The organism is Thauera sp. ZXT1-4 (assembly GCF_052598215.2).
Map to the genome: position 1 here is coordinate 1 of NZ_JBQWSN020000036.1, position 21,114 is coordinate 21,114.

The 21,114-nt window shown below is 61.4% G+C and carries 16 protein-coding genes; 13 read left to right on the plus strand and 3 right to left on the minus strand.

Annotation, left to right across the window (positions count from 1 at the left end; translation table 11 throughout):
- Window positions 1-251: 251 nt before the first annotated feature.
- The 13 genes from ACUH78_RS17195 (at window position 252) to ACUH78_RS17255 (ending at window position 19,415) form a co-directional block, all read left to right on the plus strand.
- Window positions 252-1,454 (plus strand): replication initiation protein, encoded by a 1,203-nt coding sequence (locus ACUH78_RS17195; RefSeq protein WP_445334163.1) that lies wholly within the window; start codon window positions 252-254, stop codon window positions 1,452-1,454.
- 439 nt (window positions 1,455-1,893) lie between these two features.
- Complete coding sequence (locus ACUH78_RS17200) at window positions 1,894-2,673, plus strand: hypothetical protein (protein ID WP_445334164.1); 780 nt, start codon at window positions 1,894-1,896, stop codon at window positions 2,671-2,673.
- A complete protein-coding gene (locus tag ACUH78_RS17205; protein WP_445334165.1) occupies window positions 2,666-3,232 on the plus strand; it encodes a BREX protein BrxB domain-containing protein in 567 nt (188 codons plus the stop codon). The genes ACUH78_RS17200 and ACUH78_RS17205 overlap by 8 nt, the downstream gene beginning before the upstream one ends.
- Before the next feature lie 43 nt (window positions 3,233-3,275).
- The gene (gene brxC, locus ACUH78_RS17210; protein WP_445334166.1) at window positions 3,276-6,737 is read left to right on the plus strand and encodes a BREX system P-loop protein BrxC; all 3,462 of its coding nucleotides are present in this window, start codon (window positions 3,276-3,278) and stop codon (window positions 6,735-6,737) included.
- Between the two features lie 38 nt (window positions 6,738-6,775).
- Entirely contained in the window at window positions 6,776-7,072 is a 297-nt protein-coding gene (locus ACUH78_RS17215; RefSeq protein ID WP_445334167.1) for an antitoxin, read from the plus strand.
- A 5-nt stretch (window positions 7,073-7,077) separates the two neighbouring features.
- Window positions 7,078-7,479: a type II toxin-antitoxin system VapC family toxin gene (locus tag ACUH78_RS17220; RefSeq protein WP_445334168.1), complete on the plus strand. Its 402-nt coding sequence runs from the start codon at window positions 7,078-7,080 to the stop codon at window positions 7,477-7,479.
- Between the two features lie 33 nt (window positions 7,480-7,512).
- The gene (locus ACUH78_RS17225; protein ID WP_445334169.1) at window positions 7,513-10,908 is read left to right on the plus strand and encodes an Eco57I restriction-modification methylase domain-containing protein; all 3,396 of its coding nucleotides are present in this window, start codon (window positions 7,513-7,515) and stop codon (window positions 10,906-10,908) included.
- Entirely contained in the window at window positions 10,905-12,590 is a 1,686-nt protein-coding gene (locus ACUH78_RS17230) for a DUF262 domain-containing protein (protein WP_445334170.1), read from the plus strand. The genes ACUH78_RS17225 and ACUH78_RS17230 overlap by 4 nt, the downstream gene beginning before the upstream one ends.
- A gap of 147 nt (window positions 12,591-12,737) precedes the next feature.
- A complete protein-coding gene (gene pglZ, locus ACUH78_RS17235) occupies window positions 12,738-15,047 on the plus strand; it encodes a BREX-1 system phosphatase PglZ type B (RefSeq protein ID WP_445334171.1) in 2,310 nt (769 codons plus the stop codon).
- A 41-nt stretch (window positions 15,048-15,088) separates the two neighbouring features.
- The gene (brxL, locus tag ACUH78_RS17240; RefSeq protein WP_445334172.1) at window positions 15,089-17,134 is read left to right on the plus strand and encodes a protease Lon-related BREX system protein BrxL; all 2,046 of its coding nucleotides are present in this window, start codon (window positions 15,089-15,091) and stop codon (window positions 17,132-17,134) included.
- A complete protein-coding gene (locus ACUH78_RS17245; protein ID WP_510497579.1) occupies window positions 17,029-18,573 on the plus strand; it encodes a DUF6880 family protein in 1,545 nt (514 codons plus the stop codon). Before brxL ends, ACUH78_RS17245 begins: the two co-directional genes overlap by 106 nt.
- Window positions 18,570-18,788 (plus strand): DUF3820 family protein, encoded by a 219-nt coding sequence (locus ACUH78_RS17250; protein ID WP_445334174.1) that lies wholly within the window; start codon window positions 18,570-18,572, stop codon window positions 18,786-18,788. The genes ACUH78_RS17245 and ACUH78_RS17250 overlap by 4 nt, the downstream gene beginning before the upstream one ends.
- Window positions 18,789-18,848: 60 nt before the next feature.
- Window positions 18,849-19,415 (plus strand): plasmid pRiA4b ORF-3 family protein, encoded by a 567-nt coding sequence (locus ACUH78_RS17255; protein ID WP_445334175.1) that lies wholly within the window; start codon window positions 18,849-18,851, stop codon window positions 19,413-19,415.
- Between the two features lie 13 nt (window positions 19,416-19,428).
- Here ACUH78_RS17255 and ACUH78_RS17260 read toward each other — a convergent pair whose 3' ends face one another.
- The 3 genes from ACUH78_RS17260 to ACUH78_RS17270 all read right to left on the minus strand — a co-directional run.
- Window positions 19,429-20,103 (minus strand): SOS response-associated peptidase, encoded by a 675-nt coding sequence (locus ACUH78_RS17260; protein ID WP_445334176.1) that lies wholly within the window; start codon window positions 20,101-20,103, stop codon window positions 19,429-19,431.
- 118 nt (window positions 20,104-20,221) lie between these two features.
- Window positions 20,222-20,671, minus strand: a complete 450-nt coding sequence (locus ACUH78_RS17265) for a HipA domain-containing protein (RefSeq protein ID WP_445334177.1) — start codon at window positions 20,669-20,671, stop codon at window positions 20,222-20,224.
- Window positions 20,672-20,690: 19 nt separating this feature from the next.
- Window positions 20,691-21,114: hypothetical protein (locus tag ACUH78_RS17270; protein ID WP_445334178.1), on the minus strand; the 424-nt coding region annotated here is incomplete at its 5' end.

Consider the following 21,114-nt stretch of genomic DNA (forward strand, 5'->3'; position numbering starts at 1 on the left):
GGATTGTTCCGCGCGGACGCGGGCGGGAAAAGAACGCCACTCAGTGACCGGTTACATTCAATGAGCGTCGACGCTATACAACTATGTGAGGCCGACATCGATTTGGCTGAGCACTCGGGTGTCACCGGTGCGCGTATGCATGGGTGGCACGTGTATAGACGGCGCCGCGACGCGATACCGAGGTATGTGATACGGGGGGATTGAGGTCAGCTATTTGAAATAGCTTCGCGGCACACCAATAAGGGTGTGCCTTGTTACAACCACAACCGGAACATCAACTCTTCACGGCTGAACGCTTGCCGAGAAAGCCGTACTGCTCAGACGACAAAACAGCATCTCGATTCAGGTCGCTTGAGATCGCACTGAACTACACGCACATACAATTCAATCCGCCAAGCTTAAGATACTGGCTTGTTTTTGACCTGGATTTTGACCGCAGACACGTGCCACTGACTGTGGCACAGTGGCACTACGAGGAAGTCCTTGCTCCGCCTCCGAATATTATCGTTATCAATCCGGAGAACGGGCATGCGCATTACTACTATGCGCTCAAGACGCCGGTCGTTCGAAGCGAGAACGGGCGACGGGGTCCCCAAGCTTTCGCTAATGCGGTCTACAGAGGCTTGGGCGCAAAGCTCGGTGCAGATCCGCTGTTCACCCAGTTGATGGGGCGCAATCCCTTGCATCCACATCATATTACGCACTATCCGCGTTCAGAGCCGTACGAGCTTGCTGAACTCGATGAGTACGTGTGGGATCGACTTGCAGGCACCGAGTGGATTAGAAAAGCTCGAGACATTTCTTATGTCGTGGATGCACGCGGTCGAAATTGTACGCTTTTCGAGAAGCTTAGGCGCTGGGCGTACCTTCATGTTGATGATTATCTTGAAGACGGCAAGCACTGGTCGAGCGACTTCGAGTCCGAATGTCTCGAGAAGGCGTTGGAGTTCAACGACTTTCGGGATTATGAGTGGGGTGAGCTTTCGTTCAACGAAGTACGCAGTATTGCGCGGTCAGTTGCTAGATGGGTATTAAAAAACTACTGTAGGGAGTACCCAGGGCAAAGTGAAGACTTCCTTGATTTACAGTCTGCACGCGGTCGAAAGAAAGGAGCTGCAAAGCGTGCTGAGCTGCTTCCGAGAGTTCTTGAGCTGGTTGAGTCCGGTGTTTCTCATCGTCAGATCGCGGCACAGCTTGGGATCGATCATAAGACCGTCGGCAATTGGCTTCGAAGGGCTGAAAAAGAAGGGTGGGGAAAAGCCTATCAGATACCAGCCACAACGGGCGGGGGGCATGCGGGCAACTCAGAAGGTTTGGACTCAAGCTGCGGGGGAGGCTCGCGCAATCACAGCGAAGGGTTGTCTCTATGCCTGCGCGAGGGGGCGAAGCCCCACCATCAAGAAGGATGCAATCGGGCTATTGAAGTTGGCAGTGTCAACCGATGGCTACATTGATCAGCCATCTGTTAGTTGAGTGCAGAATGTGTCGTCGCTGTAGAGGCGCTTCTCGTGAAAGATTGGGGCAAACGCCTTAGTTTTGACGTTGTTCCATTTCTAGATCGAGTCAGCGATGTCTCCAATGACGCCCCCAACATGGCCCATCTCCTCAATTGCGGTCGATGCGATATGTGCGATGGCCGACCGTGGCCACTGTGCCGTCGGTGTCGACGACCGCTCAGATGTCGAGCGTGGGCTTGAGACGGCTGCAGAGGCCGGCGCCAACGTTGCGCCTGATACGTTGGCGACTCTTGTGTGTCAGGTAGATGAACCTGGCTCATGGGCTGAGCCCCTTGTGGCGTTACATTTACACCCCAAGCACGCTCCGCTAGAGTCCCAACCATTTAGGGCGCAGCTCTGCTGAGTACGAGTGCAAGGTTTCGCCCCGCAAACTGCCGTGACTTCCAAAGAATCCCTTACCAAGCTGGGCTATCGATGTGGCCTCAGCGGCACGCACGCCGCGCGCACCATGATGCTCGACGAGCTGACCGTGCTTTTCGAACACACCGCGCCGGACACGACACGTGATGGCTACCGAGCGGAGGTCGTCGACTTCAATGTGCTGGGCAAGCCGACGCAAAAGTCCCGCGTGCTTACCTTTGGCCATCTGACCGAACTCTACGGCTTAGACCCTGCTATCCCGGTGTTCCGAGTCTTTCGGAAGCTGTGGGCAGCAGATGAGCAGGCGCATCCGGTTCTGGCGCTTTGCTTGGCCCTCGTCCGTGACCCTGTCTTAAGACTGTCGGAGTCGTTCGTGCTGGGCAAAGCGTTGGGAGAGTCGGTGCGGCGTGAGGAAGTCGAAGCGCTCATCCAAGCTGCTGAGCCTGACCGATTCAGTCCTGCGACCCTCAAGTCCATCGCGCAGAACATCAATGGCAGTTGGACGCAAGCTGGCTACTTGGCTGGCCGGGCAAGAAAGGTCCGGGCGATGCCGAATGTCACGCCATCCAACATCACCTATGCATTATTCTTGGGGCATCTTGAAGGTTTGACTGGGCAGCGGCTGTTCTCCTCGCGCTGGATGACGCTGTTGTGTAGCTCGCCTAGTGAGCTAGAGGTCCTGGCAAACTCGGCATCGCATCGTGGGCAAATCGTTTTCCTGAATGCTGGCGGGGTCAAGGAAGTCCGCTTCCCGGGTTTCCTGACTGCCGAAGAGGAGCAGTGGCTGCATGAGTAGCAAGGTTGCGAAACTGGTCGGTGCTTATCGGGAGCACATCTCGGTGCCGTGGGCGGGTGGCCTGGCGGCCATTCAGCGCGTCATCTTTGCGGTGTATGACAAGACCGACGAGTTGCGGCTACGGGCGCACATCGACGAATTCCGTCTGGCGACGCTTGAAGCCGGCCACGAATGGCTGCTCCTGGATGTCACCAACGCCTTTCCTGAGTGGATGGCGGCGCAGGAGTACCGCGACGCCTACTTCGAGTGCCCAGAGGACCTTACCGGCTACCAGTCAGGTGAAATCATCGAGTTCGTCCATGGCCTCATCGAGCGCATCAAGACGACCATTACCGCCGAGGCGACGCCAAACACGGTCGTTGCCCTGATGGGGGTGGGCAGCCTCTTCGGCCTGGCACGCGTCTCATCCGTCGTGGAAGGCATCAAGGACGCGGTGGGCGGCCGCTTGGTGGTCTTCTTTCCCGGCGAGTACCACCCGGAGAACCACGCTTACCGGCTACTCGACGCGCGCGACGGCTGGAATTACCTCGCCGTGCCGCTGCTGGCCAAGGACGCTTGAGCAACACGAAGCTGTAGTCACAACAAGAACAAGGGAACACGCTGTGCTGAACCGTGACATCTACGTCAAATCCCCCGAGCAAAACCGGCTAGCCAACAATGGTGTGGCCGAAGTCTCCGAAGACCACTCCGCCGCTGCCCTCGAGGTGCTGCGTTACGAGCTCGAAACCTTCGTGTGCGATGGCCAGTACGCGAAGGGCATTGAGACCATCCTTTCGACCTTCCTGCGCAACCTCGGCACCAAGTCCGAACAGCCTGGGGTGTGGATTTCCGGCTTTTACGGCTCGGGCAAGTCTCACCTGGCGAAGATGCTGCGTGCATTGTGGACCGACCTGCAACTTCCCGGTGGTGCCTCGGCGCGTGGTCTTGCACACCTTCCTGACGCGGTTGCAGACCAGCTCAAGGAACTGAGTACCGAAGGCAAGCGCAACGGCGGGCTGCATGCTGCGGCTGGCAAGCTCGGTGCTGGGGCAGGGGACAATGTGCGCCTGGCGCTGCTGGGCATCATCTTCAAGTCGAAGGGGCTGCCAGAGCAGTTCGCACAGGCACGCTTCGTGATGTGGCTCAAGCACGAGGGGCTGCTTGATGCGGTGCAGTCCAACTTGGAGGCGGCGGGCCGCAGCTTTACACATGAGCTCCCGCACCTCTACGTATCCGGTCACCTGTCTAAGGCGCTACTGCAGGCCAACCCCGGTCTGGCAGAGAGCGAATCGGCGCTGCGCCAGCTCATCAAGGCCCAGTTCCCGCAGGTGACCGACGTCACCAACGACGAGATGGTCGCCGCCATTCAGAGCGCCCTGGCGGAAGGCGGCAAGTTCCCGCTGACCCTGGTCGTGCTCGACGAGGTTCAGCAGTACATCGGCTCGGATGCACAGAAGGCCTACATGGTGCAGGAGGTAACCGAGTCGCTTTCGAAGCACTTCAACGGCCAACTGCTGTTCGTCGGTACCGGCCAGTCGGCGCTGTCCGGCATGCCCAACTTGCAGCGTCTGATGGGGCGCTTCCCGGTGCAAGTCACCCTGGGCGACTGGGACGTCGAGAACGTCACCCGCAAAATCATTCTCGCCAAGAAGGCGACGGCCCAGCCCGAAATCGACCGCGTCTGGCGCGACAACCTGGGCGAAATCTCCCGCCACCTGCGCGGCACCAAGCTCGAACACGTCACGGACGACGAAGCGGTCATCACTGCCGACTACCCCATTCTGCCGGTGCGTCGCCGCTTCTGGGAAAACATCCTGCGCACCATCGACGCCACCGGCACCGTCGCCCAGCTGCGCAGCCAGTTGCGCGTGGTCCATGAGGCCGCACTGGAAACCGCCGAGCGCCCGCTGGGCTACGTCGTCTCGGGTGACTTCCTCTACGACCAGATTGCCGCCAACCTTGTCTCCACCGCCCAACTGTCGAGGGAAATCTTCGAGGGCGTGCAAAAGTTCGCCGCGGGGGATGAATCCGCACAGCTCAAGGCGCGGCTGCTCAAGCTTATCTATCTCATCAATAAGCTCCCCGCGGAGAAGGCGCTCGCCATCGGCCTCAAGCCGACCGAGGACGTGCTGGCCGATTTGTTGGTCACCGACCTGAAGGGGGGCTCGACGGACCTACGCCGCACCATTCCTGCCTTGCTCGATGAGTTGCAGGAGAAAGACCACCTGGTGATGGCGCTCGATGGCCCCAATGGCGCCGAGTACCACCTGCAGACGCGCGAATCGAGCGCTTGGTACGACGAGTTCCGCGCCCAGGAATCTCAGCTCAAGGCGTCGCCGCAGAACATCGAGGTCAAGCGCTCGGATTTCTTCAAGGCGCGCTTCCGTGCAGTGTTGAGCAAGGTGCGGGCGGTCCAGGGCTCGGCGCCCGAGGTGCGCACGCTCACGCCTTGCTTTGACGAAACCCTGCCCAAGGACAACGACAAGGCGCTCTACCTGTGGATTCAGGATGGCTGGCAGACTGACGAGAAATCCGTCATCGCCGAAGCCCGTACGCGCAGTGCCGAGAACCCGACGCTGTTTGCTTACCTGCCCGCGCACAGCAAGACCGACCTCGCCAACGCCATCGTCACCCTGGAGGCCGCCAAGGCCACACTCAGCCGCAAGGGCACGCCCAGCACCGAAGAGGGCCGCAATGCACAGCGCTCGATGGAAAGCCGCCAGCGCAATGCCGAGAAGGAAATCGAAACCCTTGTCGGCAAGCTCTTCGAGGGGGTGCGTGTCTTCCAGGCCGGCGGGCAGGAAGTCACCGAAGGGGGCGACCTGACTGAGCGGCTCAACCGAGCGGTCAAGTCTTCGGTCATCCGCTTGTATCGCGAGTTCGACATCGCCGACCAGAAGGGTTGGGACAAGGTGCTGGACGAGGCCCGCAAAGGTAACGCCGAGGCCATGCGCGCCATCGGCCACCTGCAGGAGCCCAAGTCGCACCCGGTCTGCCAGAAGATTCTCGGTTTCATGGGTGCGGGCAAGAAGGGCGCCGACATCCGCGAAACTTTCGAGTCGCCCCCTTACGGTTGGCCGCGCGACACCATCGACGGCGCGCTCTACATCCTGCTCGCCACCGGTGAGCTGAAGGCGCGCGACGCCGCGCACAAAACGGTCGACGCCAAGACCTTGGAGCGGAGCAAGCTCACGCAGGCGTTCTTCGAGCCTGAGTCGGTCAACATCAGCCCCATTCAGAAAATCAAAATTCGTGGGCTGTTCCAGAACCTGGGCATCGGCTGCCAACCGGGGGAGGAACTGGCCAAGGCGCCGACTTTCATTGCCAAGCTCAAGTCCCTGGCCGCGACCGCCGGCGGTCCCGCGCCCCAGCCCGAGCCGCCCAGCGCCATAGTCCTCGTTGCCCTGGAGCAGGCGGGCGGCAATGGTCTGTTGTTGGAGCTTGTTTCCAAGGCCGATGAACTCACTGCCTTGGCAAAACAGTGGGAGCAGACCGCGCAGCTCATTCAGAAGCGCCAGCCGCTCTGGAATCAGCTCACGGCCCTCCTGGACCACGCCAAGTCACTCAGCCCTTATGCCGAGCTGAAGGCCGAGGTCGCGGCCATCTCCGCGCAGCGCAGCCTGCTGGCCGAGCCGGACCCTGTCCGCCCGGTGCTTGAGCGCACCACCGACACCTTGCGCAAGGCGCTGACCGCCAAGCTGGACGCCTATCGCGCCGAATACGACGCACAGCTGGCACAGCTGAATACCGACAGCAACTGGCAGAAGCTCGACGAAGAAAAGCACGCCGAGCTCATCCGCACCCATCACATCGATTCACCGACAACGCTGGACCTTTCCACCGCCGAGAAGCTCAGCGATGAGCTGGATGAATGCGACCTGCAACGCTGGATAGAGCGCACCCAGGCCCTCACCACCCGTTTTGCGGCTGTGCGCATGGATGCCGCCAAGCTTCTCAAGCCCAACGTGGTTCAGGTCAAGTTGCCGCAGCGCACGCTGAACGATGCGGATGAAGTGAAATCCTGGTTGGCTGAGGTTGAGCAGCTTTTGCTGACCCAGGTAGCCAAAGGTCCGCTGACCTTCTAGACTTGTATATCCAGTATATACATTGCAAGGAGGCCGTCATGCTCACGCGTCTGTTCAAGAGCGGCAATTCGCTCGCGGTGCGCATCCCCAAGGAGCTCGCCTTTTTGGGTCCTGCTGATGAGGTCGAAATCGAGCGCGTTGGCAACACCCTGGTGTTGCGCCCGGTGGAGCGTGAAACCCTGGCGGACGTGCCGGCGATTTTTGCCTCCTTCAGCCCCGATTTCATGGCGGGCGGGCGCGAGTTTCACGAACAAAAAGAGCGCGACTGGGGCGGAGTGTTCGGCAGTGACCCCGCGGATGCGGATGAATCGCCAAAATCGACCGACGGAGCCTGAGCGCGATGCCCTACATGCTCGACACCAACATCTGCATCCACCTTATTCAGCGTCATCCACCGCAGGTATTGCAGCGCCTGGCTGCCTTGAAGCAGGGCGAGGCGCTGATGTCGGTCGTCACCTACGCCGAGCTGCGCGCCGGCCTGGAGATGCAGCAACGCAACCGCGACCATGACGAAAAGGTGCTCGCGCTGCTCGTGCAACGCATCCCGGTGCTGCCCTTCACCGAGGCCGCTGCCGAGCAGTTCGGCATTCTGCGCGCTGCCATCCGCGACCGCCGCCGCGACGCGCTCGACCGCCTCATCGCCGCCCACGCCATCGCCACCGGCGCGGTACTGGTCACCAACAACGAAGACGACTTCCGCGACTACCCCGGCCTGCAGCTGGAAAACTGGGTCGCTGCCTGACTGCGCCCATCGCATACGACATCAAGGTTCTGCATGACCCCCGCTCCCCTCGCCAAGCCCCTCCGTACCCAACTCGAAAACACCGTCAAGTCCGCCCGTGACATCGCCGAGACCGCCGCCCGTGCCGCCCTCCAGCAGCTCGCGGTGGGCGATGGCAGGGCGCCGGATTACCTCAACGACGCCCAGCGCGCCCTGCGCCGCCGCCTGCGCGCCCACGGCCGCAGCCTTGGGGATGCGAAGCGTAGCGACGACGACACCCAGGAGCTGCGCCGCCTCGTATGGGAAGTGGCCTACGAGCACTGGCACCGCATGCTCTTCGCCCGCTTCCTCGCCGAAAACGGCCTGCTGCTGTGGGAGCCGGGTGCGGCGGTGTCGCTGCAGGATTGCCGCGAGATGGTCGACCACCACCCCGAGATGGCGATGGGCGCGCGCAGCGAGTGGGAACTGGCTGGCAAGCTCGCCGCCCGGATGCTGCCGCAGGTGTTCAAGCCGCAGCATCCGGTGTTCGAGCTGGTGTTCGCGCCCGAGCATCAGCGCGAGCTGGAGCGTCTGCTCGCTGCGTTGCCGTCCGAGGTTTTCCAGGCCAGCGACAGCCTGGGCTGGGTGTATCAGTTCTGGCAGGCGCGGCGAAAGGACGAGGTCAACGCCTCCGAGGTGAAGATTGGCGCCGACGAGCTGCCCGCCGTCACCCAGTTGTTTACCGAGCCCTACATGGTGGACTTCCTGCTCCACAACTCGCTCGGCGCGTGGTGGGTCACCCTCCACCCGGACACGCCTTGCCCGGTGCCGTTCACCTACCTGCGCACGCTGGAAGATGGCATGCCCGCAGCCGGCAAATTCGAGGGCTGGCCCGAAACGCTGGCCGACTTCAAGCTGCTCGACCCCTGCTGCGGGTCGGGGCATTTTCTGGTGGCGGCCTTCCTGCTGCTGGTGCCGATGCGCATGTCGGCCGAACACCTCTCCCCCCGCGAGGCGGTGGATGCGGTGCTGCGCGACAACCTGCATGGCCTGGAGCTGGACCCGCGCTGCGTGGAAATCGCGGTGTTCGCGCTGGCGCTCGCCGCCTGGCGCTTCCCGGACGAGGCCGGCCAGCCGCTGGGTATGCGCGCCGACATGCCTGCACCCAACATCGCCTGCTGCGGGCTGAAGGTCGCCGCGCGGGCGGCGGACTGGATGGCGCTGGTTCCCGACGAAGTGCCCAACGCCGCCTACCTGCGTCAGGAGCTGCGCCTGCTGCACGACAGCTTCTCGCAGGCGCCGCTGCTGGGCAGCCTGCTCGACCCGGCGCGCAGCCTGAGAAACGACCTCGCCACCCCCAGCTTCGACACCTTGCGCGCGCTGCTGGAGCGGGCGCTATCCACCGAGCGCCCGGCCACGCTGTGGGGCGAGGGCAACGAGGTGCAGGACGATGCCTGGGACCACGCCCTGACCGCCCGCGGCCTGCTCGATGCGGCGCGGTTGCTGGATGTCCGCTACCACCTGGTGGTGACCAACGTGCCCTATCTGGCGCGCGGCAAACAGTCCGACGAGCTGAAGTCCTTTTGCGAAAGCCACTACCCGGAGGCCAAGAACGACCTCGCCAACGTGTTCTTGGAGCGCTGCCTGGAACTGTCGCAGCGTGGCACGGCCGGTGTGGTGCAGATTGTGATGCCGCAGAACTGGCTGTTCCTCACCAGCTACAAGAAGCAGCGCGAAAGCTTGCTGAAGCGGGTGCAGTGGAATCTTCTGGCCCGGCTGGGGGAGGGCGGCTTCGACAGCCCGCAGGCGGCGGGGGCCTTCATCATCCTGCTCACCCAGACCCATGCGCCGGCGGACGAGGCGTTCGCCTTGCGCGGCGTGGATGCCAGCGGGCCGAAGGGGGCTGCGGAAAAGGCGGGGCTGCTGCGGGAGGGGGAGGTGGTAGCAGTGGGGCAGAAGGCACAGCTTTCGAACGCCGATGCTCGAGTCGCGCTAGCAGACCTCGATACATCAGCGGAGCGACTACAAGATGTTGCCACGTCCTCGCATGGACAGGGTACGTTTGACCGGCCAAGGTTTGTGCAATCGTTTTGGGAGCGTGCCCAGCAAGAAAATGGTTGGGTACTTCATCAGGACACCCCCACGCATTCAGAACACTTTGGAGGATGTGCATACGGACTGCGATGGGAAAACGGCTCGGGTCAGCTTGCTCAGATGATGGCTGACAAGGAGAAGGGCGGCTATTCAAGTGGGAAATGGAGAGCTGGCACGCAGCTGTGGGGGCGCCAGGGAGTGCTTGTTGGTCTAGTACGTTCAATGCCAGCTGCTAGGTATCTAGGTGGTGCATTCGATGCCAACACGGCGGCTCTCATACCGAAGGACCCCAGCCTACTTTCCGCGCTTTGGGCATTTTGTGAGTCCGGGGACCTAACTGAAGCTGTGCGCGAAGTTCACACTTCGCTGTATGTCCCGCCTCATACCTTACTCCATGCGAACGTTGATATAGAGCATTGGAAAACAGTCGCCGCAGAACGTTACCCCAACGGCCTGCCCAAACCCTATTCCGACGACCCCACCCAGTGGCTGTTCCACGGCCACCCGCAGCCTGCCACCGACCCGCTGCAGGTCGCCGTCGACCGCCTGCTCGGCTACCGCTGGCCGGCCGAGACTGACGCCGACATGGAGCTCGCCGACGAAGCCCGAGTCTGGATTGCGCTCACCGACAAGCTCGCCGCTCACGCCGACGACGATGGCATCGTCTGTCTGCCTGCCGTGCGGGGTGAAAAACCCGCCCACGAGCGGCTGCTGGCGCTGCTCATCGACGCCTGGGAAACCGTCTCCCCCGGCAGTTGGAAAGCTTCCACCCTCGACCGCCTGCTGGCTGATGCCGACTGCGCGGGCAAGAGCCTGGAAGTGTGGTTGCGGGAGAAGTTCTTCGAACAGCACGCCAGGCGCTTCCACCACCGCCCCTTCATCTGGCATGTGTGGGACGGCCTCAAGGACGGCTTCGGCGCACTGGTCAATTATCACAAGCTCGACGCCCGCAACCTTGAGCGCCTCATCCACACCTACCTGGGCGACTGGATTCGCATCCAGGAAGCGGGTGTCGCCAGCGGCCTCGACGGCGCCCCGCAGCGGCTGGCCGCCGCGCAAGCGCTGAAGAAAAAGCTCGAAGCCATCCTCGAAGGCGAAGCACCCTACGACATCTTCGTACGCTGGAAACCGCTCACCGAGCAGCCCATCGGCTGGAATCCCGACCTCAACGACGGCGTGCGCCTGAACATCCGCCCCTGGATGACCGCCGGCGTGCTGCGTCACAACAAGGCCCCGAAGCTCAACATCAAGTGGGACAAGGACCGCGGCAAGGACGTGGAAAGCGCGCCGTGGTTCCACAAGTTCAAGGGCGACCGCATCAACGACCACCATCTGACGCTGGCGGAGAAGCGGGCGGCTCGGCAAGGAAAGCAATGACCAAGAAAATCAGTGGGGCCGAATATCCCCTTTCAAAGATATTCAGTTCAGATTTCGACTATGCGATTCCAACGTATCAACGGCCTTATGCTTGGACGCATGTCCAGGCCGGGGAGCTGTTTTCGGACCTGCACGACTTCTTCCTCAACGAGCCAGACGACACCTACTTTCTCGGCAGCATCGTCCTCATCAAGGAGGAGGGGCGCCCGCATTCAGAAGTGATAGATGGGCAGCAGCGGTTGACCACCTTAACTATTTTGTTGGCGGCGTTGACCTCGCAGTTCTCCGGCGAGCTGAGGAGTGATTTCGAAAGCTACCTGCGTGAGCCAGGGCGTGCGTCGCAGGGCTTGATGCCCAAGCCTCGTCTGGCTTTGCGTGAGCGCGACCGCCAGTTTTTCGCGGATTACATCCAAGGCCTGAAGTTATCCGAACTGGTTGCACTCGACCCTGCTCAACTCGATAACGAGTCGAAGAGAAACATCCGCCGAAATGCGCTGACGATGCTCGAGCGGTTGGATGTGGCCTTTGGTAATGATGTGCAACGGCTGTGCGCGTTCGGTGCGTTCCTGGTTCAGCGCTGCTTTCTGGTAGCCGTTTCAACTCCCAGCCAGCAGTCTGCGTTTCGGGTGTTCTCGGTTCTCAACAGCCGGGGTCTGGATTTGTTGCCGACCGACATTATCAAGTCGGACGTTATCGGGAAGATTCCTTCCTCAAAGCAGGATGAGTTCAACGATATCTGGGAGGAGTTGGAGGTCGAGACCGGGCGCGACGGTTTCGCGGAGGTGTTCGCCCACATCCGTATGATTTACGCAAAGGAGAAGGCTCGCAAAGCGTTGCTCGACGAGTTCCGCGACAAGGTGATGCCAAAGGCAGAGACGGCTGAGGTGCTTATTTCCAGCATCATCGAGCCCTACACCGATGCCTACCTCATCGCCAAGCACATGCGATTCACCTCTACGTCGAACGCGGAGGACGTCAATGTACTGCTGGGCTGGTTGAACCGTATCGACAATTCGGACTGGTTGCCGCCGGCGATGCGTTTTCTCGCCGACAAGGGAAGCGATGCGGGATATGTGTTGTGGTTCTTCCGGAAGCTCGAACGCTTGGCCGCCTACATGCATGTGTGCGGACTGGATGTGAACCAGCGTATCGAACGCTATGCTGAAGTGCTGAGGGAACTGGAGGGTGAGCACTCGTTCGGCGCACCAATGACGAGTCTCGAATTGAAGGATAGTGAGTGCAAACGCATGCTTGCTGTCCTCGACGGCCCTGTTTATGAGATGAGCGCGCGGCGGCGCAACTATCTCATCCTGCGTTTGGATTCCTTCGTCTCCGATAATGCGGCGCGGTACGACGACCGCCTCCTCACCATCGAGCACGTCTTGCCACAAACGGTGGCATCGAATTCGCAGTGGGCCGAATGGTGGGAGGACGCCGAAGAGCGTATGGAGTGGGTGCATCGCCTAGCTAACCTCGTTCCGCTGAACCAACGGCGAAATTCGGCCGCACAGAACTATGATTTCGAGCGCAAGAAGGTCGCGTATTTCGCGGGACGCAGCGGGGTGTCTTCTTTTGCGCTCACGACTCAGGTTCTTCATCAGGCGACTTGGCGCCAAGAGGACGTGAAGCGTCGGCAGCAAGCTTTGCTGGCGCTGTTGCAAGACAAGTGGGCGCTTCTTTGATGCAGTGGCCGTGCGGCGTGCGGATGATGATTAGAGGTTGAACACGTGCTGAATACGCAGGCTGCATTACGCTGACTTTCGTATTTTGGCAGGTTGAGACCACGTTAGAGCCGAGCTCCAACTGCTTGGGCTTGTAGGAAAGGTTTGATGAATCTTCGCGAAGCGGTTTCACGGACACTGAAGGAAGCGGGCAAGTTCAATAGGTCGGTTCAGGCCCAGCCTGAGGCGATTCTTTGGACGGATGCCGAGTGTCAGTGGGAGCCCGTGGTTAAGGCTTTGCAGGCTTCAGGGCGCTCGGTTCTGAGGCTTGGAGATTATTCGCCGGACGCGCTTCAAGGCCCGGCTATCTGGCTGAAATGTGCTTTGGCCGGAAAGCTTGATGGTGTGGTGCTGGATGGCGTGCCGGTGGTGTACCTGCCGGGCGTTTCGCGTGCTGACCTCCGAGCCATTGAGTCCTGCCCACGCCACCTCCAACCACTCGCTGAGTTGCAGTATCGCGGCGTGTTCTGGACCCAGGTGAATGCCAAGGACTGGACGCTGAACGCTTTCCTGACGTCGAAGAACGGCGGTTTGGGATTGGACGTCGCACAGGACCAAGCGACGCAGAAGGCTTTGCTACGCGCCCTGTCGTCTGGCGAGCTGATGGACAAATCGGTCGAGGAACTGCGAGGGCGACTGATTGACGCGGCTTGGCTGGACAGCTTGCTGGCGCCGAATCCGACGCGGGACATTCTTGTCTGGATGAACGATGCCAAGGCAATCGAAGGCGCTTGGCAGGGCGGGCGCTGGGAGGTTTTCGTCAGCCGTTGCCGCAAGGACTTCGGCTTCGACCCGGCCAAGGATGGAGAGTTGACCGCAGCAGAGAAGTTGGCAGCCAGGACCGGCTCGTGGGTTGCGGTCTGGGAGTTGTACAAGGACGCCCATTCGAGCTTCCCTGCGGTTGTCGACCTGCTCTCGAGGGTGCAGTACAGCGTGGGCGACCTGTTCGCCGATACCTCGGCGTACCCCAAGGCGAACGACGAGGGCGAGTCTGAACTGCGTTACCGACTCAACGCATCGAGTGCGATGACGGCGGCTCAGGCGCGCGCTGCGATTCTGGATGCCGAAAAGCAGCATGGCGAGCGGCGGTGTTGGCTTTGGGCGCAGATGGGGAAGGCGCCGCTCGCGCGTGCGCTCGGGCATCTCGCGTTCGTAGCGCAACACACCGAGGCGGCAGCGTTCGGAAACTCGTTTGAGTCCCAGGCGGAGCGCTACCGAGAAGAGGCTTGGCGCGTCGATGCTGAAGCACTGCAGGCGTTGGCGCAAGCGCACACCAAGGCAGACCAGGATGCTGTCGCGGCAGCGCTGCGCGCGGTATATCTGCCTTGGTTGGAAGCGTCGAGTGTCGCGTTTCAGAAGGCAGTGGCCGAGGCTGGCGGGCTCAATCCGGGCGGCGTCTCGAAAGTGAGTGACCCCGCGGGCACCTGCGTGGTGTTTGTTGACGGTTTGCGCTTCGACGTTGCACAAATGCTGGCGAGTCGTTTGGGCGCTATGGGGCAGGTCGCGCTGAGTTCGGGCTGGACCTCGCTGCCCTCGGTCACCGCATCGGGCAAGGCCTGGGTGTCCCCGGTTGCGAATCTGATTGCGGGCAAGGCAGACGATGCGGATTTCGGGCCCAACGTGGCCGAGACCATGAAGCCGTTGAACACCTACAACTTCCGCAAGCTGCTGGCAGACGCGGGGTACGAGCCACTGTCCGGTAGCGAGGTCGGCGACCCGACAGGCAAGGCCTGGGTGGAGTGCGGCGACCTGGACCACTTCGGGCATGAGCATGGCCTGCGTCTGGCTCGCGACATCGATAGCCAACTGGCTGAGATTGTCGAGCGCCTGCAGGCGCTGGCCGAAGCGGGCTGGCGGCGGTTTCGCATCGTGACCGACCACGGCTGGTTGTTGGTGCCTGGGGGCCTGCCCAAGGCTGAACTGGCCAAGTCGCAGGCCGAGACCCGCTGGGGGCGCTGCGCGGTGCTGAAGGACAGTGCGACGGCGACCCCGCTGACCTTTGGCTGGGATTGGTGCCCGCAGGTACAGATTGCCTTTGCGCCGGGTATTGCGAGCTTTGTAGCCGGCGCCGAGTACGCCCACGGCGGACTGAGTCTGCAGGAATGCCTGGTGCCCGAGCTGACGCTCGAACTGGAGGGGGGCGTGTCGGAGACCAAGGTCTCCATCTCCAAGCTCGCCTGGCGCGGACTGCGCTGCAACGTCGAGGTGTTACCGCCGTTACCCGGATTGAAGGTCGACATCCGCACAAAGGCTGCAGCGGAAGACTCCTCCATAGTGGCGGTGGTTAAAGACCTGGTTGAGGGGAAGGCTTCGCTTGCCGTGGCGGACGACGCGAATGAGGGTGCCGCGGCGGTCCTCGTGGTGCTCGACAGCCAGGGTAAGCTGCTGGCCAAGATGAACACCACCGTCGGCGAGTAGGTCGCCAGCGTTACGAACGAGAACAGAGCAAGAAAAACACGATGAACCTCGATGACCTCGACCGCAAGGCGGCTTCCGCCTTCGACGGCTTTATCGTCCGCAAGGACCTGGTGCGAACTTTCAGCCGCCAGTTTCCCGTGCCGACCTATGTGGTCGAGTTCCTGCTGGGCCGGTACTGCGCGACGACCGACGAGGCCGAGATTCAGGAAGGCCTGGAAATCGTCCAGCGACAGCTCCAGTCGCGCACCGTGAAGGCCGGGGAGGAAGAGCTCTTCAAGGCGCGGGCGCGCGAGACGGGTTCGGTCAAAATCATCGATATCATCACTGCGCGTCTGGATGCCAAGAGTGACTCCTATGTGGCCTCCCTCCCCAGTCTGAGGCTCAACGACGTGCGTATCTCGCCCGAGCTCATCAAGGAGCACGAGCGCATGCTCACGGGTGGGTTCTACGCCGAAATCACCCTCGGCTACGACGCAGCGATTGCTCAGGAAAAGGGCGGGCGGCCGTTCGGCATCGACGCCCTGCGCGCCATTCAGCTCTCCAAGCGAGATGTGCTGGCCTCGCTGGCTGAGGGGCGCAAGCAACTGACCACAACTGAGTGGCGAGACTTTTTGCTGCGGAGCGTCGGCTTCGAGCCTGATGGGCTGAACGACCGTGCGAAGGATGCGCTGCTGCTGCGTATGGTCCCTTTCGTCGAGCGCAACTACAACCTGGTGGAACTCGGACCGCGCGGCACCGGCAAGTCGCACCTCTTTCAGCAGGTTTCGCCTTATGCCCATCTGATTTCCGGCGGCAAGGCGACTGTGGCCCGGATGTTCGTGAATAACTCGAACGGCCAGCGCGGCTTGGTCTGCCAGTACGACGTGGTCTGCTTCGATGAGGTGTCAGGCGTGTCCTTCGACCAGAAGGACGGCGTGAACATCATGAAGGGCTACATGGAGTCGGGCGAGTTCTCTCGCGGAAAGGAGAGCATCCGCGCCGATGGCTCCATCGTGCTGGTCGGCAACTTCGACGTGGATGTCGAGCATCAACAGCGCATCGGCCATCTACTCGGCCCGCTGCCACCCGAGATGCGTGACGACACCGCCTTCATGGACCGGATTCACGGCTTCCTGCCGGGCTGGGACGTGCCGAAGATGAACCCGGCGCTGTTCACTCAGCACTTCGGGTTGGTGAGCGATTTCCTGTCCGAGTGCTTCACACAGCTGCGAAACCAGAGCCGTGTGTCGACGATGCAGGGCAGGGTGTTCCTCGGTGGCGCCTTGTCCGGCCGGGACATCAACGCGGTGAACAAGACCGTGAGCGGCTTGCTGAAACTGCTGCATCCGGACGGAGAGGAAGCCGTCAGCGATGAGGACCTCGAATGGGCGGTGTGGTTGGCGCTCGAGGTGCGCCGGCGCGTTAAGGAGCAGCAAAAGCGCATCGGCGCGGCCGAATTCCGCAACACCCACTTCAGCTACACCCTGGGAGCGGAAGGAGTGGAGAAGTTCGTGACCACGCCGGAACTGCGCAGCCAGGAGGGCATCGGTGATGAACCGCTGGAGTCTGGCCAAATCTGGACGCTCAGCCCCGGTGGTGCAGATGAGCACCCTGGCCTATTCCGGCTCGAGGTGACCGAGGGGCCCGGAAGCGGCGTACGCGTGTTGAACAAGCCCGTGCCGCCAGCGTTTCAGGAATCCGTACGTTGTGCGGAGCAAAATCTGTACACCCGCGCAGCGCAGTTGGTCGGCGACCGTGATCCGCGCTCGCACGAGTTTTCCGTGCAACTGCGAGGCTTCGACGCCGCGAAGAGTGGGGCCAAGACCGGCGTCGCCTGCCTGATTGCCTTGTCGAGTGCCTTGCTGCGGAAGTCGGTCCGTGGCGGTTTGATTGTGGTCGGCGAGGTGACCATCGGCGGGACTATCGAGCCCGTTCACAACGCTGTGACCCTCGCCGAGATGGCGGTCGAGAAGGGCGCGAAATCGCTGCTGATGCCGGTCAGTTGCCGGCGGCAGTTGTTCGACCTGTCGGACGACATGGCGACCAAGCTGGACATCGAGTTTTACCAGGATGCGCGGGATGCGCTCTTGAAGGCGCTGGTGGATTGATGACGCAGAAGGATGACTGGCAATCTCAAGAGGCGCGGCTTGAGGCCTACCTGCAGGGGTTGGATGTTGCCGCACTGCGGAAGCTAATCCTCGAAGCATCCTGGCGTGATGACGCCCTGCGCCAAAAGTTGTTGATGGCAGCGACCGTGGCGGATAGCGCCGGCCTTTCCGACTTGCGCAAGGTGGTCAAGCAGGCTACCCGCACCAACGGCTTCATTGAGTACCGTGAGGCGGGCAACTACGCCAATCGCTTGGAAGACCTTGCGGAAGTGCTGTCACAGCGTATCGCCGACGGCCAGTCGGAACTCATCGAAGTCATCGAGGAAGCCATCGCGCTCGCGGAAGAGGCCTTGCAGGACGTCGACGATTCTGGAGGCGAGGTGATGCCGGCGATTCTTGAACTGCGCAAGGTGCATCTGACCGCCTGTAACGCGCTGCATCCCGACCCCGTCGCACTGGCCGAGCGCCTGTACGGTTTTCAGATGGATGGTCAATGGGACACCTTTCATGAGGTGCTCCCGGACTACGCAGAAGCGCTGGGCGGGGAAGGGCTGGCCGTATATCGGCAGCGGGTCGAGCGCGACTGGTTGGCCCTGCCGACTCTGGGCCCCGATCACTATCGCAGCGACTGGAGCACGCGACGCTTCCAGGTAGAGTCGGCGATGAAGGATCTCGCCCGCTGCACGAATGACTTCGAACTGTTGGTGTCCATCCAGGCGAAGAATCTGTCGTCCCCGTCGTGCTTCCTGACGCTGGCCGGATTGTTTCGTGAGCAAGGCCACACGGACGAGGCGCTGCGCTGGGTGGAGCAGGGGATTGCGGCGTTTCCGAAGGAGCGCAATGACGACCTGCTGAGCCTTGCCATCGAGCTTCAGTTGGCGCTTGGGCGGCATAAGGAGGTGGAGCGGCTCGCCTGGCAGCGCTTCGAGCAGGCGCCTGGCTGCGGTCCATTCTTCAAGTTGATGGAAGTGGCCGGCTTGATTGGTGGCGAGGCACCGCTGCGCAAGCGGGCGCTCGACTTCCTGTGGCAGAAGGTCGCTGACGAAGAAGCCGCCGATAGCCGCGTTCGCCGCAGTCCATGGGACAAACCGCGCCGAGGCGACATCGTCTCCATCTTTCTGCGCGAGGGCGATGCCGAGGCCATGTGGGACGCATTCAGCGGAGGAAAGGTCGATGTCGGCCTGTGGGAACCTGTGGCTGATGTGCGGGGCAAGACGCACCACGATGAGGCGATAGCGCTCTGCAAGCGCCTGCTGCCGCATTTGGTCGAGGGCGGCTCGCGCGGTTCCCACTATGGGGAGGCCTTTGCCATCGTCAAGAAAATTCGTGCGATGCGGGTGGCGCACAAGCAGTTGGGGATGTTCGGCGACGAACTGGCGGAAATCCGGCTGGAGTGGAAGCGCAAGCGGAACTTCATGAAGCTGCTGGATGCGCTGTGACTTCGGAGCTGCTGGAGTTGCTCGTGACTCGGGAGATGCCTTTGGGAAAGTACAAGGGCCGACTGATTGCTGATCTGCCAGGGCATTACCTGGCCTGGTTCGCCCGGGAAGGATTTCCCAAGGGGCAATTCGGACAGTTGCTTGCGCTGATGCACGAGCTGGACCATAACGACTTGCGTGCGCTGGTTGAACCGCTGCGAAAGCGGTCAGGATGAGGCATGGGTTCGCCAGAGGTAGAGAGGAAAGAGGGAGGACGGATGTCGCGAAGAACCGCAGTGAAGACGTACACCCTTCGCATCGAGCTTCAGGACATCGAGCCGCTTGTTTGGCGCCGGCTTCTCGTCGATGGCGACACCACGCTGAGCAAGCTTCACCACTACATCCAAGCCGCGATGGGTTGGACGGATGCGCATCTGCATGAGTTCGAGATTGGCGGCAAGACCTATGCAACGCCGCACCCTGAAGACGACCCGGAGCGGGAAATCGTCGATGAGCGCAGAGTCCGGCTGGACCGCGTAGCGACCGCCGGCGACCACTTCTCCTACCTCTACGATTTCGGCGACAGCTGGCAGCATCGCATCGTGGTTGAGCGTGTCGAATCGCCTGAGGCGGAGCAGCGCGGCTATGCCTATGTTTCTGCTGGCGAGAGCGCCTGTCCTCCCGAAGATGTGGGCGGTGCAGCGGCGTACATGGACTTCGTGGAGCAGATTTCGCAGCGACCGCTTGATGATGAAGGGCGCCGGCTTCTGCAATGGACCGGTGAGGATTTCGACCCGATGCGGTTTGACCGCCATGCTGCCAATGCGGCCTTGCTGCGGATGGCCTGGAATCGGTGGGTTTGAGGTCAGTCGCTCACTACTCGACCGGGAGTATCAGGTCAGGGCTGTCATTCTTGACCTTGCCGACAGCCTTCGAGACCGGGATGAGTGCAACCGGGATGACAGGGGGTGCGGAAATGATGTTGTCGAGGCGCTCAGGCTCGGTAGCCCTGGCAAGCCATGTTGAGTATTCCTGTGGGGCAAGAATGACGGGCATTCGGTCGTGCAGGGGGCGGATGGCGTCGTTTGCGGCGGCTGTGATGACGGTGAAGGTGTCGATGGTCACGCCGTCTGCTGGGGCCCATCGCTCCCAAAGGCCTGCAAAGCCGAAGAGGCCGCCGTCGGCTGGATGGATGTAGAGAGGCTGTTTCCCGTGTTCGCCGGCCTTCCATTCGAAGAACCCACACGCCGGGATGATGCAGCGCCGCGCCTTGTATGCCGCCCGAAACGAAGGCTTCTCTGCGAGCGTCTCTTCACGGGCGTTGATGAGTTTGGCTGCGATGGAGTCGTCCTTTGACCAACTCGGAACCATGCCCCAGCGAAGTAGATGCACGACACGCTCCCCGTTCGTCCGCTGACGCACGACCGGGAGCACCTGGAGTGGCGCGGCGTTGTAGCGGGGGCCGAAGTCAGGCGGCAGCTCATCGATGCGTGCGTCGAACTGCTCGTGCAAGCGTGAAATGGGGCCGTAGAGGGCGTAGCGACCGCACATGTTCTCTCTCTTGTGGGTGGGGTGTTACTGCGCATATGACCCATTCACCGCGGAATCAATGCGTTACCCTCTCGCACCGCCGGTGCCGTCTCTCTTGGGAAAGTAGAGGAGAACTCGCTCATCTGAGCCACCCACGATTGGTCGCGACAGCGGCTTCGACCCGCTGCAGCGTGGCCTTGCGAATTGGGGCCTTCAGGCCTAATTGCCTCAGCGCGCCGGCCTCCGCGATAAACCGGTCTATCGTCGTGGCGGCCCATGCCTCTACCAAGCCGGCTTGCCGAGCAAGTTCCAGCATATGGGCGCGCGTGATGTTGCGGCCTACGCCGCAGACGTCCATGTGATGTTCCCCGCCCGGACCTTCGCTGAAAGTCAGGTCGTAACAAGGCGCAAGGCGCCAGCGCCGGTCACGGCCAAGTCGGAACGAAAAATTTTTAGGGTGGTCGTCCCGGTTATGGAACACGACATTGAACACCGCCCGCTCATAGGCCCTGTGCACCTCACGTTCGTCGCGCGTGAGCATTCGGGTAGCGCGCAGAAACGTCGTGTAGTCGACACTCGAGCACTGCATACGATTTTTGGATGAATTTTTAAAATTTTAGTCGCGCTGATCGCATCGCCGACCTCGTCTTGAAATCAAAAAGTGCTTGAGCACATCCAAGCGATCCTCGAATCGTAGCTTTGACGTGTATGGTTCTGTTTGTCGCGGAGCACTGGACTTTGTCGTCGATCATCTCTTCATTGAGATTTTTGAGAAAAATTTCTGGATCCATTCCGTCGGGAACCTCGATTGCGGTTTCGAGAGTGTGGCAGCACTCGTCGAACTGCTTCAGATGCTCCAGCATCGTCTTTACGAGGCCAAGTGTCCTTTCTGATTCTGAGTTTGCTTGCGCTAGAAGCAGGGCTCTCTTGAGAAGGGTGTGCCAGTCGTCGTTGTTAGACAAGGTGGCGAAAGTTTTCGGCTCTGTGCCGTTTCCAGTGGAAATTGACTTCTCAACAAACATGATGATCGGT

What these genes read in the sequence shown, in the direction of transcription:
- brxL (WP_445334172.1), top strand. Translation starts at nt 15,089, where the DNA reads ATGAACCTCGATGACCTCGACCGCAAGGCGGCTTCCGCCTTCGACGGC.
- ACUH78_RS17220 (WP_445334168.1), top strand. Translation starts at nt 7,078, where the DNA reads ATGCCCTACATGCTCGACACCAACATCTGCATCCACCTTATTCAGCGT.
- ACUH78_RS17205 (WP_445334165.1), top strand. Translation starts at nt 2,666, where the DNA reads ATGAGTAGCAAGGTTGCGAAACTGGTCGGTGCTTATCGGGAGCACATC.
- ACUH78_RS17225 (WP_445334169.1), top strand. Translation starts at nt 7,513, where the DNA reads ATGACCCCCGCTCCCCTCGCCAAGCCCCTCCGTACCCAACTCGAAAAC.
- pglZ (WP_445334171.1), top strand. Translation starts at nt 12,738, where the DNA reads ATGAATCTTCGCGAAGCGGTTTCACGGACACTGAAGGAAGCGGGCAAG.
- ACUH78_RS17230 (WP_445334170.1), top strand. Translation starts at nt 10,905, where the DNA reads ATGACCAAGAAAATCAGTGGGGCCGAATATCCCCTTTCAAAGATATTC.
- ACUH78_RS17215 (WP_445334167.1), top strand. Translation starts at nt 6,776, where the DNA reads ATGCTCACGCGTCTGTTCAAGAGCGGCAATTCGCTCGCGGTGCGCATC.
- ACUH78_RS17265 (WP_445334177.1), bottom strand. Translation starts at nt 20,671, where the DNA reads ATGCAGTGCTCGAGTGTCGACTACACGACGTTTCTGCGCGCTACCCGA.
- ACUH78_RS17260 (WP_445334176.1), bottom strand. Translation starts at nt 20,103, where the DNA reads ATGTGCGGTCGCTACGCCCTCTACGGCCCCATTTCACGCTTGCACGAG.